Below are 12,736 nucleotides of genomic sequence, written 5' to 3'. Positions count from 1 at the left end.
CCGCTACAGGATCGAGAATGTGGTGATCTGATCCTGATTACGGCAAAAAGTTCGATTTATTCAACAAAGCCAATAAAAGTAATAGAGAGTCGGTTGCTAAGACGCATGTGTTACCCGTTTTAATATTCGGGCGACAGTTGTAAGCTATTTTTCCTAAATAACAAATAAACAATGAGTGGCTTTAACGCTATTTCAGATTGTGGCTACGCCTGTAAGAAATCCCCCACGTAATAATCATCTTATGCTGATTTGTTTACTTGAATTATTATGAAAAAATTAACTTAATCTGTAAATATAAAAACAGGTTAATGACTGACGATCGGGATCGTAAACGGACAGCAAGAAAAAAAAGGAATTACTATGGACTCGCCATGCATTATTTTTTCCGAAGATAATTTTTTCAATGTCGGATTAAAAGCGATGTTTTCATCCAATACGTTTGGCGCCGGTTATGTCATTGTCGACGTGGAGTCGACCCGTCGTTCGCAGGTGGAACAGTGCTTATCTCAGGGTAAGAAAGTTTTCGCTTTTATCGACAACGACTTTGATTATTACGCGTTATGCCATCTGGAGAACGTGATTTTCATCGACAGGCGCAGCGGGATCAGCGAAGTGCTTTCATGCCTGTCGCTGAACCATGCGCATTTCAATTACCGCGTAAAAGCCAAACTTTCCGAACGTGAAGGCGAAGTGTTGTCCTGTCTTCAGGAAGGATTAGATACCCGGCAGATCGGCGAACGTCTGGGCGTGAATATTAAAACCATCTACGCCAGCCGTTCCCGCCTGATTAACAAAATGCAGGCCGGGAACCGCATCTGTCTGTACCGGAATATTGCGCGGTTGTGAGGGCGTTACTCTTCCCCGACGCTTTCAAAATTCAGGGACACGGAGTTCACGCAGTGTCTCAGGTTTTTCTCGGTTAAATACTCGCCTTCAAACACGTGGCCCAGATGCGCCTGACACGTGGCACAGACGATTTCGGTTCTGCGTCCGTCAGCATCAGGAACACGTTCAACGGCTCCCGGAATTTCATCATCAAAAGACGGCCAGCCGCAGTGCGATTCAAATTTGTGCTCTGAGGTATACAGCGGCGTTCCACAGCGTTTGCAGACATAGCGGCCTGGCGAAAAATGCTCATTGTAGACTCCCGTGTGCGGGCGTTCTGTCCCTTTGTCTTCAATAACAAAGCGTTCAAACTCGGTGAGGTCATTTTTCATGGAATTCATTCCTGTTAAATTTCGTGTTGCGACTATCATTTTATTTTACAATCGCAACACCCCAGTGACAATGCGGTTTGCTCAGGCAACGTAAAAGAATGTTTCCTAGTTAAACCTGGGTCAGACCGCCATCCACGCAAATCTCGGCACCGGCGATATAGCTGCTTTCGTCACTCGCGAGGAACAATGCGGCACTGGCAACTTCATCAGGTTTACCCAACCGGCCCAGCGGGATGGCGTCAGTTAACCCACGGCGTAATTCCTCCGAGGCAGCGGCCATCATTTCAGTATCGACAGGGCCCGGCGCAACCACGTTAATACGGATGCCGCGTGCAGACAGTTCGCGTGTCCAGGTTCGTGCAAAAGAACGTAACGCCGCTTTACTGGCGCTGTAAACGCCATATCCTTGTGTGCCAATCACATCGGCAATTGACCCCACGAGCACAACGCTGGCACCGGATTTCATCAGCGGAAGTGCTGCCTGTAAAGCAAAAACCGGCGAGCGCACATTGAGGCTAAAAATTTGTTCAAAATGCGCTGCGCTGATGTCATCAATCGTGGCGTATTCGGACATTCCAGCGTTGATGACCAGCACATCAATCTGGCCAGATTCAGCCTGAATCGTCTGCATAATGCGGGTTAACTCACTTAACTGGCTCACATCTGCGCGCAGCGGGATCCTGGTTCCTGAAATTTTGCCGTCAGCGGCCACAAGCTCTTCTTCACGCCGCGAGGTAAACCAGGTTGTCGCACCTTCGCGGGCAAACCGCTGGCTAATCGCCAGACCAATACCTTTCGCACCGCCCAGTACCACGGCCACTTTGTTGTCTAAATTGCCCATCTGTATTCTCCTGTTTGGTTGGAAAACAGATGATATAAAATTTATACTAAATAACAATTACGCACTTTGTTTATATCAGGTATAGAGGAGTATATCGTCTTGGCAGAAATCGATGGTAACAGCTTGAGAGATGTAGGAAAAACGCGTCCGGTGCTTGAACATATCACCAATAAATGGTCGATTTTAATTCTCACAGTGCTCTGTACCAGACCTTCGCGTTTCAACGAAATACGCCGCCGGCTGGATGGCATCACGCATAAAGCGCTGGCGGACGCTTTAAAGCGGCTTGAGCGAAATGGCCTGGTTAATCGTGAAGTGCTGCCCACCTCGCCGGTCGGTGTGGAATACAGCCTTACGCCGCTGGCGCAAACATTGCAGCAGCCATTCATCGCGCTGTATGACTGGGCGCTGGCATACGGCCCGGCTCTGGAAAGAGCACAGGCGGACTACGATCTTATGCATGCAGATGAGGCCCAGGAGGTTTAAGAAGCGCGGGCGCCCATCGCTTCGCGCCATAACGAAGGCAGCGCGTCAATTAATGCCCCGGTGACGCGTTGTTTCGCCGCGCCGGGTTGCCAGATCGCGACCATCGTAATGTCCAGCCCCTGATTACCCACTTCACATTCCATCGCCTGCACGGTTTTCCAGCGTGAAGCCTGAAAATGTGTCGGTAAGAATCCCCAGCCCTGTGCGTTTTCCAGCAGGTAGCGCAGGGTAGAACGTTCATTGACGTACAACGTTTGCCCGGATATTTGCAGACTGCGGGTGATTTGCTCGTCGTGTGCTTTGTGCATGACGACCTGCGGAATAAGCGAGAGATTCAGCAACGTCAGCGGGCGTTGCTGGTGTTGAAACAACTGTGCGGACGCGTAGAAATCAAGCCCGATGTTGCCCAGCGCCCGCCACTCCATGTCTGTTCCGAGTGCACGGTAATTGGCCTGACATACGGCAACCTGCGCTTTACCACTTTTTAATGCGGCTTCGGCTTCTTCACGGGAAGCGCTCCAGGCACTGAAACACAAGCCTTTTTTAGCCATTTCAACGATCACCGCTTCGATAAATGCCGGCGAAACGAAAGGGTCGTACACCATAACCAGCTCCTGCCGTTCCGCATCCGGTAAGGATTGGGCATAAGATTCAAAAGCCTGCGCCTGACGCAGCAGCAAATGTGCTTGCCGGTGCAATTGCTGGCCTTGTTCGGTCAGGATTAATGTGCGGCCCTGGCGCACAAAAAGCGTATAGCCCAGCGCGTCTTCGAGGTAATCCAGCAGATCGCGCACCGTGGTGCGATCCTTTCCCAGCAAAAGGGCGGCTTTGGATAAACTTCCTGATCCCGCGACGCAGGCAAAGGCCTCAATTTGCGAGAAGGAATAACGTAAGGCAGACATAAACTCTTCCAGTTCATCAATTTATAGGGGGATTTTCCCCCATAACGTGATTTCTTCAAGGGGTTTTTCCTTTCTATACTCCGGTTTTCTGATACAGGAGTCATTCAATGAAAAACAGACAAACCTTTCTTCCGGCGGTAATGAAACCTCTGGTGCTGGCCGTGGCTTTGGGTTCCGCCTGGTCATTTGTGCCCTCCGCGCTGGCGGAATCCGCGCAAAATTGTGACGGTGTGATGCTCAGCAGTTGCCCGACGCCGCAGGACAAAACGCTGCCTGACCCGAAAGATATGCTGAACTGGGATCAGACCGCGCGCGTCATCGGATTTCGTAATGACTACCGCAATTATGCGGGCGATGTGTTTAAGCACGGTCAGTCCACGCCGTTTCTGCGGACGGATAAGTCGCTGAAAGAAGCCACATACAGCGTCAGGGGGAAAACGTATACGTTGCAGGATTACCTCAAACGCCAGAATGCCACCGGAATGCTGGTGCTGAAAAACGGCAAGGTAGCTTATAAATATCTGGGCGAAGGCAATACTGACCAGACACTGTGGACCTCGCGTTCTGTGGGGAAATCCGTGGTTTCAACGCTGGTGGGGATTGCGATTAAAGAAGGGAAAATCAGTTCTCTGGATGACCTCGTCACGCGTTATGAGCCTGACCTGAAAGGCACGGCCTGGGATGGCGTCACGATAAAACAACTTATTCAGCATACCTCCGGCGTGGCGTGGAATGAGGACTACACAAACCCGCATTCCGATTTTGCCAATCTCACGCAATGTGAGGCCAGACCGGGAACCTATGACTGTGTGCGTAAAATTATTGTTGGCCTGAAGCGTGCGCATCCGGCCGGGCAGTCATGGTCTTACTCCTCCGGCGGCGCGTGGTTACTGGGCGATGTGCTGGAAAAGGCCACCGGAATGCCGCTGGCCGCCTACCTGCAACAGTCCATCTGGCAACCTTACGGCATGGCGCACGATGGCGTCTGGCACTCCTATGAACCGGGAAAACACGATGTCGGCGCACACGGGTTTAATGCCACACTGGAAGACTGGGGACGCTTCGGCGAGTTTGTGATGGGCGGCGGACGTCTGCCGGATGGCAAGAAAATCCTGCCTGAAAACTGGATTGAGCAGGCAGGTAACTGGACAAAAGCAGAAAATTCCGTGTCGGCGGCCCATCCGGACGGCCTTTATGGTTTTGAATGGTGGAATAATGAAGTGCCTGTCAATGCTACAAATGTCATCCCGGTACCTTCGGATTCACTGAAAGGATCGCTGTGGGCGTTAGGGATTTATGGCCAGATTATTATGGTCAACCCGGCTGAGGATCTGGTGATTGTTCAGTGGTCGACATGGCCAAAAGCAGAGCCTGATTTCAGCGCTCAGCCTCTTGAGGCATCGCTCATGTTCAGCGCCATTGCTGAAAAACTTCGCTGAGCTTTTTTGCGCGAATGAGAATAAAAAAATCCACGCAAGGGCGTGGATTTTTTATTGCAGCAGGGAAGAGATCACACGTTGAACAGGAAGTTCATCACGTCGCCATCTTTGACAATGTACTCTTTGCCTTCAGAACGCATTTTGCCGGCTTCTTTCGCGCCTTGCTCACCTTTGTAGGTGATGAAGTCTTCGAACGCGATGGTTTGTGCGCGGATGAAGCCTTTCTCGAAGTCGGTGTGGATTTTACCTGCGGCCTGTGGCGCGGTAGCACCGACAGGGATCGTCCATGCACGGACTTCTTTCACGCCAGCGGTGAAGTAGGTTTGCAGGTTCAGCAGCTCGTAACCGGCGCGGATCACGCGGTTCAGGCCCGGCTCTTCTATGCCTAACTCGGCCATGAATTCTTCACGGTCAGCGTCGTCCAGCTCGGCGATATCAGATTCAACCGCGGCGCAAACGGCAACGACAACAGAACCTTCGGCATCTGCGATTTTACGCACAACGTCGAGGTATGGGTTATTTTCAAAACCGTCTTCGTTAACATTGGCGATGTACATGGTCGGTTTAAGCGTCAGGAAGCTCAGGTAACGGATGGCCGCTTTGTCTTCTTCGGTCAGATCCAGCGCGCGCAGCATGCCCGCGTTTTCGAGCTGTGGCAGACATTTTTCCAGCGCCGCCAGTTCAGCTTTGGCATCTTTGTCGCCGCCTTTGGCACGTTTCTGTACACGGTGAATGGCGCGTTCGCAGGTATCCAGGTCAGACAACGCCAGTTCGGTGTTGATGACATCGATGTCGTCAGCCGGATCCACTTTGTTGTTAACGTGAATGATGTTGTCGTTTTCGAAACAACGCACAACGTGGCCAATCGCTTCGGTTTCACGAATGTTGGTCAGGAACTGGTTGCCCAGACCTTCACCTTTGGATGCGCCTTTTACCAGACCGGCGATGTCCACGAATTCCATGGTAGTCGGCAGGATACGCTGTGGTTTTACGATCTCGGCCAGCTGGTCAAGACGCGGATCGGGCATTGGCACGACGCCGGTGTTAGGTTCGATGGTGCAGAACGGGAAATTTGCTGCTTCGATACCCGCTTTGGTCAGCGCATTGAACAGAGTGGATTTACCGACGTTCGGCAGGCCGACGATACCGCATTTGAATCCCATGTTTTTCTCACCTTAATATCTTAATTATCAAGCAATTAAACGTAATTGCGCGATGTAATGACCATAATTCCCCGCATTATACACGAGAACGGCATTTTTCTCGATCCGGTTGTGATCGCGATGAACAGTCGCTACATCATTGACCGGATTGATTAAACCTTGCCTCGTTCCGGCCATTTTTAGATACTTGTCACAATTTTTTAACTGACAGGAAGTAAACCGGATGTCTTATGTTTAGCCCGCGTGGTCTTAAGTTGTCGGAAGTGAAGAACGAAACGCTGGCAGGATTTGTTGTTGCGGTGTCGATGATCCCCGAGGCCGTCGGGTTTTCGCTGGTGGCGGGGCTTTCGCCAATTGTCGGCTTGCACACCGCTTTTATCATCGGGCTGGTGACCGCGCTGTTTGGCGGCAAACCGGGTATGGTGTCGGGCGCAGCGGGCTCCATCGTGGTGGTGCTGATGAGTCTGGCAGCGCAGCACGGTATGGGATACGTGCTGTGGGCGACGATATTTGCCGGTGTGATTCAGATTCTGATTGGCGTATTCCGGCTCGGTAAGTTTATCCGGCTGGTGCCGCTGCCAGCGGTTCACGGTTTTGTGAACGGGCTGGCGATTGTCATTATGCTGGCGCAGCTCCACATGATTGCCGGGCAGGGGCCGCTGATGTACATGCTGGTGCTGCTGGCGATCCTGGTCGTCGTGCTGTTCCCGAAACTGACCAAAATCATTCCGTCTTCGCTGGCGGCGCTGATTGTGGTTTCCGCCGTGGCAATTGGATTTAACCTGCACACGCTGCGGGTCGGGGATCTGGCGGATATCTCCGGTGCATTGCCGCACTTCAGCCTGCCGGTCGTGCCGTTCAGCCTGGAAATGCTGAAAGTGGTGCTGCCTTATGCGGTAGTGATTGCGCTGGTCGGGCTGATTGAATCGCTGCTGACCATGACGGTGCTCGATGAAATGGGCGGCCAGAAAGGCAACGGTAATCGCGAAAGCATCGCGCAGGGTGCGGGCAATACGATTTGCGGTCTGTTCGGCTGTTTCGCCGGTTGTGCGATGATCGGACAGTCGATCATAAACTTCACGTCGGGCGGGCGCGGGCGAATTTCCGGCACGGTCGGCGCGATTTTGCTGATTCTTTTTGTGGTGAGTCTGTCCGGTTACATCGGGCTGCTGCCGGTCGCGGCGCTGGCCGGGATTATGCTGGTGGTTTGCTACAACACGTTCGAATGGAGTTCTTTACGCCGTCTGCGACGCATGCCGAAAGCCGATGCGCTGGTGATGCTGATTGTCACCGTCATTACGATTTTCACCGATCTGGCGGTTGCGGTCATCAGCGGTGTGATTATCTCGGCGCTGGTTTTTGCCTGGCAACAGGCTCGCATCCGCATCCGCGAGAAGAAAACCAAGGGCGCGCTGACGGTGTATAAGCTGGAAGGGCCGTTGTTCTTTGGCTCGGCGGCGTCGTTTTCAGAACTGTTTGAACCGCAGAATGATACGCAAAACGTGGTGCTGGATTTTGCCGGTACGCGGGTGATGGATTCGAGCGGCGTCGAGGCGATTGATAAGCTGACCACGCGGTATCTGGAGGCCGGAAAGACAATACGCCTGCGCCATCTGAGCAACGACTGCGTAAGCCTGCTGAAAAAAGCGGGGCCGTTTTGCAGCCATGAACTGGATGACCCGCAGTATTATGTCGCGGAAGATAACCTCTGACATTCAACAGGTGCCGCTCAAAACGGCACCTTTTTTATTTTGGCTCCGGCACGTTGTCCGGCTCACCGCGTTTTACCGATCTCCGTCTCATCCATAAGAAAGTCCTATAACTCACTCATAAATATCGAAAAGAACCGTGATCTTGTTCACGTTTTGTTCGCATTTCATCATGCTAGGGTTTAATTAGTCCTTAGTTAGGATTAATTAAAAAACCGGCAAGTTTTCCCGCCGGACTTCGACAACGCAAGATTGCCACCGGAGTTAACGATGAACGGGATAGACTATTTTGTCATGGCGCTGTACGCGCTGATGATTGTGATGACCACGCTGTGGGCCATGCGGCACGTGGATAACACCAGGGATTTTTTTGCAGCCGGGGGCAAAATGCCCTGGTGGCTTTCAGGGATTTCACACCATATGTCAGGATACAGTGCGGCGGTTTTTGTCGCCTACGCCGCTGTGGCCTATAAGTACGGGCTGACTATTTATTTCTGGTGGGCGTTCCCGATTTCAATTGCGGTTTTCTTCGGGTCACTCATTTTTGCGCCACGCTGGGCGCGACTGCGCATTCATATGAATATCGAATCGCCAATGGAATATCTCGCTACACGATATAACGTGCCGACGCAGCAGATTCTGGCGTGGAGCGGGGTGTTTCTGAAAACCTTCGACGTGGGCGCTAAATGGGCGGCGATCGCCATTATCATTAATGTGTTTACCGGGCTGGATCCGCTGGTCGGGATCGCGATTTCCGGGGTGTTGTGCCTGTTTTATACCGTGCTCGGCGGCTTATGGGCCGACGCCTGTAACGACTTCGGGCAGTTTATCGTCCAGTTTATTGCCGCGATTGTGATGGTGGTGGCCGTGGCCTTTCATCTGGGCGGATTCAGCAACCTGCTGACCATCTGGGACCGGCTCCCCGCAGGTCATACGGACATTGTGGCCGGGCCGTATTCGATGGGCTTTATCCTGGCGTATTTCGTTATTTATACCCTGAGCTACAACGGTGGTACCTGGAATTTAGCGCAGCGTTTTATCGCCTCTCCGCGTGGAAAGGACGCCCGCAAAGCCGCGTTGCTGTCTTCCGCGCTGTATCTGGTCTGGCCGCTGATTTTGTTCTATCCGATGTGGGCCGCGCCGTTGTTATTCCCGGATATCGCCGATCCTTCTCAGTCTTATTCCATCATGGCGATGCAGTTGCTGCCCAACGGCCTGATCGGGCTGGTGCTGGTGGCGATGTTTACGCACACGTTGTCGATGACGTCTTCGGATTCCAACGCGATCACGGCCGTCGTCACCCGCGATATTTTGCCGGTATTGCTGCCGAAACGCTTTGGTCAGGGACAATCTTCGCTGCTGGTGGCGCGCGTCACGGTGGTGTTGTTTATCCTCACCACGTTGCTGATTGCCGTAAATGCCAGCCGTTTTGGCGGCGTGTTGTCGCTGCTGATTGTCTGGTTCGGCGGGCTGGTCGGGCCGATTTCTATCCCGATGCTGCTGGGGTTGTTGCCGTGGTTCCGTAAATGCGGATCGGCGGCGGCGATTACGTCATGGGCAGCCGGCGTTTCGGCCTTCTTCCTGGTGAAATTCGTCGTTCCGGACATGAGTACGGCTCAGGTCGTCGCCATACCGGTGCTGTTATCACTGGCGGTCTTTGTCCTTGGCGGTTTACTTCGCCGCCGCCCGGTCAGCGCGGAGGTTGATGTATTACTGAATGCGCTTAATCAGGATCAGGCAGAAGAGTTGCCTGCGCCGGAAGTCGCTTCCGCTTATCAGACCGAATCCCGGTAACCAGAATCACGTTAAATAAATAACAAAGCAGATTTTACTATGACATCACCACTGTACGTTACGCAGGCGGGACGCCTGAATGTTGAAGTCTTCACCCGTCGCGAAGACATGGGGCAAGCCGCTGCCCGCGATGCGGCGGAACATTTGCGGCAACGTCTTCAGCAACAGGCGCGCGTGCGGATTATTTTCGCCGCCGCGCCGTCACAGAATGAGTTCCTGGCGCATCTGGCGCAGGCCGCAGATATTGACTGGGCGCGGGTGGACGCGTTTCACATGGACGAATATGTCGGGTTGCCGGAAAATTCTCCGGCGCTATTCAGCCATTATCTGACGGAGCATTTGTTCGATATCGTCAGGCCGGGCGAGGTTTACAAAATTCCTGCGGCGGGTGAACCGGTGCAAAACTGCGCGGAATATGCCCGCCTGCTGCAACAGGCTCCGGTGGATATGGTCTGTCTGGGAATCGGGGAGAACGGGCATTTAGCTTTTAACGATCCGCCGGTGGCGAATTTTGACGATCCGCTGCCCATGAAAATCGTTGAGCTGGATGGGGTATGCCGTCAGCAACAGGTGAACGATGGTTGCTTTCCGTCGCTGAACGATGTGCCGGTGCATGCACTGACGCTGACAATCCCGACGCTGATGGCGGCGGCACGATTATTTTGCATGGTACCCGGCAAGAATAAGCATCAGGCGATTAAGCAGACGCTGACCGCACCGCCGTCGGCGGCCTGTCCGGCGACGGTGCTTCGCACGCATCCGGCCTGCACGTTGTATACCGATATCGCGGGTTTCGGGGAGTTAGCGGATGAGTGAAATCACGTTACGCGGCAGGGATTATCGTACACAACAGCCGGTTGAGATTGTGGCGCATAACGGCAATATCAGCCAGATTCGCCCGGTAACGGGTGGTGAAAATCTGCCGCTGATCGCACCGGGTCTGGTGGATTTACAGGTCAATGGTTACGGTGGCGCTGACTTTAACAGTTTTTCTTTCAGCGTCGGTTCCGTTAAGCAGGTGGTGCAGGCGCTGTGGCAGCAGGGCGTAACGACGTTTATGCCGACGGTGATCACCAACGGCGCGGATGAAATTACGGAAATGGTCAGCACGCTGGCGGCGGCTTGCCGCGAGTTTCCGTCCGTCGGGGCATCGGTTGCCGGTATTCATCTGGAAGGCCCTTTTTTATCCGCGCAGGACGGCCCGCGCGGCGCACATAACCAAGCGCATATTCAGGCCCCTGATTATGCTTTATTTCAGCGCTGGCAGACGGCGGCGGACGGACGGATCCGCCTGATCACTCTGTCGCCGGAATGGCCAAATGCGGACGATTTTATTCGCCAGTGTGTCGCGGATAATGTGGTGGTATCCATCGGCCATACCGCCGCCAGCGCAGAACAAATTGCCTCGGCGGTGAAAGCGGGCGCGCAGATGTCGACGCATCTGGGGAACGGTGCGCATCTGACGTTACCGCGGCATCCGAACTACATCTGGGAGCAGCTGGCACAGGATGATCTGTGGTGCGCGATGATTGCCGACGGCGAACACCTGCCGCTCTCCGTGCTGAAAACCTTTATACGGGCTAAAAATGGCAGGGCGCTGCTGGTCAGTGATGTCACCAGCCACGCCGGAATGCCGCCGGGACATTATCATTCGCATATCGGCGGGGATGTGGTGCTGAGCCCTGAAGGACGGCTGTCGATGGCGAACAATCCGGCGCTGCTGGCCGGTTCGGTTCAGGGGCTGTTATACGGCGTTAACACGCTGCTAAAAAATGGCATCGTTCCGCTGCCGGAAGCGGTTCAGATGGCGTCAGTCCGGCCAGCTTCCCGGCTGAATCTTCCGGTCGCTCAGGGGCTTATTCCCGGTGCACCGCTGGATGCCATTCTTCTGCGCGAGGATAAAAGTCACGCACTCCGGCTGCTGGCGACGTACAAAAACGGGGCGGAAGTCTGGCGGGGTGAATAGGTTGACGGGCGGATCCTCAGTCATGTAATAATGCGACGCTACGGTGTAACGCGATGGAAAGTCATGACATGAAAGACTCAGGCAAAGGACCCGCGCTGCTGCGCCAGTACAATGAAAAGCGTGTACTGGCTTATCTCCGCCAGCAGAAAATCAGCTCCCGTCTGGATATTTCCCGGGCGCTGGCGTTAAGTAAAAACACCATTTCCCTGATTGTTGATGACCTGCTGGCGCTGGGCTACGTGGAAGAACAGGGCGTGGCGCAGACCAGCAGTATCGGACGTCCGAAAATTCACATTGCGCTGAACCCGTCGTCAATCAAAGCCGCAGGCATCATGATCGAGCGCCAGCGTCTTCACTGGATGGTCTGTGATTATTTCTCGCAGACCATTGATGAAAAAACCTTTTCCCTCGACACCTCCCAACCGCAGTCCGTGTTGGCGGAAATCATGCGCCATTGTCAGCAGCTACAGCAGGCGTGGCCCGGTCTGGTCGGCATTGGTGTCGGTTTTCCCGGCATCATCGACCATCAGCAGGGCATTTTGCATGTGTCCTCGCATCTGGGCTGGGGCGAAGTCAACCTGCAACCTTTACTGACCTGTGCAGATAACGTGCCGGTCAGCGTCTGGAATAACGTCAAAGCGGCGGCGCTGATTGCCCGCGAAGGCGAAAGCGCCAATGACAATGACGCCCGTTTTTATCTGCGAATTGGCGAAGGGATTGGCGGCGCGCTGTTAACCGGACATGGCGTATATTCCGGCGGAAGCTGGACGGCGGGCGAGGTCGGCCATTTAGCGGTACTGCCTGACGGGCCGTTATGTTCATGCGGTCAGCGGGGCTGTCTGGAATCCCTGATCGGCCTTTCGGCCATCAACCGGCAACTGGAACAGCGTCAGCCGGGGCTGAACTGGGATAACCGCCAGCAGTCGGCTGAAATTGTGAATGAGGTGATGTCGCAGGCAGGGCAACTTCTGGGTAAAGCGCTGAGCCAGATTATTCATTTAATGAATCCGAAAACGTTGCTGATTGATTGCCCCTATAACGTTCATCCTTTATTTGTTGAAAATACGCTGGCCGCAGCGCAGCAATTTACGCTGACGTTTCCGTTCAGTCGCACGCAAATCACCTTTGTTACCGAACGGTTCAATCCCGCGCGTGGCCTGGCGCTGGCGATGTTCCGGCGTTTTGAATCCGTCTCCCTCACGTAATCCCTTCAGACACC

Annotated in this window: 12 protein-coding genes; 8 read left to right on the top strand and 4 right to left on the bottom strand. The window is 53.7% G+C overall.

The window, feature by feature from the left end; all coding sequences use genetic code 11:
- Window positions 1–360: 360 nt before the first annotated feature.
- A complete protein-coding gene (locus tag J8X26_RS09430; RefSeq protein ID WP_208950743.1) occupies window positions 361–846 on the top strand; it encodes a helix-turn-helix transcriptional regulator in 486 nt (161 codons plus the stop codon).
- Between the two features lie 5 nt (window positions 847–851).
- On the opposite strand, the gene J8X26_RS09425 is transcribed toward J8X26_RS09430, so the two are convergent.
- Both J8X26_RS09425 and J8X26_RS09420 read right to left on the bottom strand, forming a co-directional pair.
- Entirely contained in the window at window positions 852–1,217 is a 366-nt protein-coding gene (locus tag J8X26_RS09425; RefSeq protein WP_165057638.1) for a methionine-R-sulfoxide reductase, read from the bottom strand.
- Window positions 1,218–1,326: 109 nt separating this feature from the next.
- Window positions 1,327–2,058 (bottom strand): SDR family NAD(P)-dependent oxidoreductase, encoded by a 732-nt coding sequence (locus J8X26_RS09420; RefSeq protein WP_208950742.1) that lies wholly within the window; start codon window positions 2,056–2,058, stop codon window positions 1,327–1,329.
- 99 nt (window positions 2,059–2,157) lie between these two features.
- Here J8X26_RS09420 and J8X26_RS09415 point away from each other — a divergent pair, with 99 nt between their 5' ends.
- Window positions 2,158–2,544 carry a helix-turn-helix domain-containing protein gene (locus J8X26_RS09415; RefSeq protein ID WP_152326308.1) on the top strand — a complete coding sequence of 129 codons (387 nt, stop codon included), beginning with the start codon at window positions 2,158–2,160 and terminating at the stop codon, window positions 2,542–2,544.
- Here the strand turns inward: J8X26_RS09415 and J8X26_RS09410 are convergent.
- Complete coding sequence (locus J8X26_RS09410) at window positions 2,541–3,446, bottom strand: LysR family transcriptional regulator (RefSeq protein ID WP_152326307.1); 906 nt, start codon at window positions 3,444–3,446, stop codon at window positions 2,541–2,543. The two genes, J8X26_RS09415 and J8X26_RS09410, sit on opposite strands and share 4 nt — an antisense overlap.
- Window positions 3,447–3,586: 140 nt before the next feature.
- Here J8X26_RS09410 and J8X26_RS09405 point away from each other — a divergent pair, with 140 nt between their 5' ends.
- Window positions 3,587–4,885: a serine hydrolase domain-containing protein gene (locus J8X26_RS09405; protein WP_374101275.1), complete on the top strand. Its 1,299-nt coding sequence runs from the start codon at window positions 3,587–3,589 to the stop codon at window positions 4,883–4,885.
- Between the two features lie 71 nt (window positions 4,886–4,956).
- On the opposite strand, the gene ychF is transcribed toward J8X26_RS09405, so the two are convergent.
- Window positions 4,957–6,048, bottom strand: coding sequence for a redox-regulated ATPase YchF (gene ychF, locus J8X26_RS09400; RefSeq protein ID WP_101079643.1), 1,092 nt, complete (start codon window positions 6,046–6,048; stop codon window positions 4,957–4,959).
- 230 nt (window positions 6,049–6,278) lie between these two features.
- Here ychF and J8X26_RS09395 point away from each other — a divergent pair, with 230 nt between their 5' ends.
- The 5 genes from J8X26_RS09395 (at window position 6,279) to J8X26_RS09375 (ending at window position 12,722) form a co-directional block, all read left to right on the top strand.
- Window positions 6,279–7,760 (top strand): SulP family inorganic anion transporter, encoded by a 1,482-nt coding sequence (locus tag J8X26_RS09395; protein WP_165057628.1) that lies wholly within the window; start codon window positions 6,279–6,281, stop codon window positions 7,758–7,760.
- Between the two features lie 267 nt (window positions 7,761–8,027).
- Complete coding sequence (locus J8X26_RS09390) at window positions 8,028–9,551, top strand: sodium:solute symporter family protein (protein WP_208950740.1); 1,524 nt, start codon at window positions 8,028–8,030, stop codon at window positions 9,549–9,551.
- Between the two features lie 39 nt (window positions 9,552–9,590).
- The gene (locus J8X26_RS09385) at window positions 9,591–10,367 is read left to right on the top strand and encodes a glucosamine-6-phosphate deaminase (RefSeq protein WP_208950739.1); all 777 of its coding nucleotides are present in this window, start codon (window positions 9,591–9,593) and stop codon (window positions 10,365–10,367) included.
- Complete coding sequence (locus J8X26_RS09380; protein WP_208950738.1) at window positions 10,360–11,517, top strand: N-acetylglucosamine-6-phosphate deacetylase; 1,158 nt, start codon at window positions 10,360–10,362, stop codon at window positions 11,515–11,517. The genes J8X26_RS09385 and J8X26_RS09380 overlap by 8 nt, the downstream gene beginning before the upstream one ends.
- Window positions 11,518–11,570: 53 nt before the next feature.
- On the top strand, window positions 11,571–12,722 hold the full coding sequence (locus tag J8X26_RS09375; RefSeq protein ID WP_307803457.1) for an ROK family protein: 1,152 nt from the start codon (window positions 11,571–11,573) through the stop codon (window positions 12,720–12,722).
- Window positions 12,723–12,736: the final 14 nt, after the last annotated feature.

Origin of the sequence: Rahnella sp. ChDrAdgB13 (assembly GCF_017655185.1) — a bacterium.
GTDB classification, from domain to species: Bacteria; Pseudomonadota; Gammaproteobacteria; order Enterobacterales; family Enterobacteriaceae; genus Rahnella; species Rahnella contaminans.
The sequence above is the reverse complement of the archived record's forward strand: the minus strand, read 5'-3'. Positions and strand labels throughout refer to the sequence as shown.

Excerpts from the sequence above, each read along its gene's own strand:
- J8X26_RS09405 (WP_374101275.1), top strand. The coding sequence starts at position 3,587 with ATGAAACCTCTGGTGCTGGCCGTGGCTTTGGGTTCCGCCTGGTCATTT.
- J8X26_RS09420 (WP_208950742.1), bottom strand. The coding sequence starts at position 2,058 with ATGGGCAATTTAGACAACAAAGTGGCCGTGGTACTGGGCGGTGCGAAA.
- J8X26_RS09375 (WP_307803457.1), top strand. The coding sequence starts at position 11,571 with ATGGAAAGTCATGACATGAAAGACTCAGGCAAAGGACCCGCGCTGCTG.
- J8X26_RS09380 (WP_208950738.1), top strand. The coding sequence starts at position 10,360 with ATGAGTGAAATCACGTTACGCGGCAGGGATTATCGTACACAACAGCCG.
- J8X26_RS09385 (WP_208950739.1), top strand. The coding sequence starts at position 9,591 with ATGACATCACCACTGTACGTTACGCAGGCGGGACGCCTGAATGTTGAA.
- ychF (WP_101079643.1), bottom strand. The coding sequence starts at position 6,048 with ATGGGATTCAAATGCGGTATCGTCGGCCTGCCGAACGTCGGTAAATCC.
- J8X26_RS09425 (WP_165057638.1), bottom strand. The coding sequence starts at position 1,217 with ATGAAAAATGACCTCACCGAGTTTGAACGCTTTGTTATTGAAGACAAA.
- J8X26_RS09390 (WP_208950740.1), top strand. The coding sequence starts at position 8,028 with ATGAACGGGATAGACTATTTTGTCATGGCGCTGTACGCGCTGATGATT.
- J8X26_RS09430 (WP_208950743.1), top strand. The coding sequence starts at position 361 with ATGGACTCGCCATGCATTATTTTTTCCGAAGATAATTTTTTCAATGTC.
- J8X26_RS09395 (WP_165057628.1), top strand. The coding sequence starts at position 6,279 with ATGTTTAGCCCGCGTGGTCTTAAGTTGTCGGAAGTGAAGAACGAAACG.
- J8X26_RS09410 (WP_152326307.1), bottom strand. The coding sequence starts at position 3,446 with ATGTCTGCCTTACGTTATTCCTTCTCGCAAATTGAGGCCTTTGCCTGC.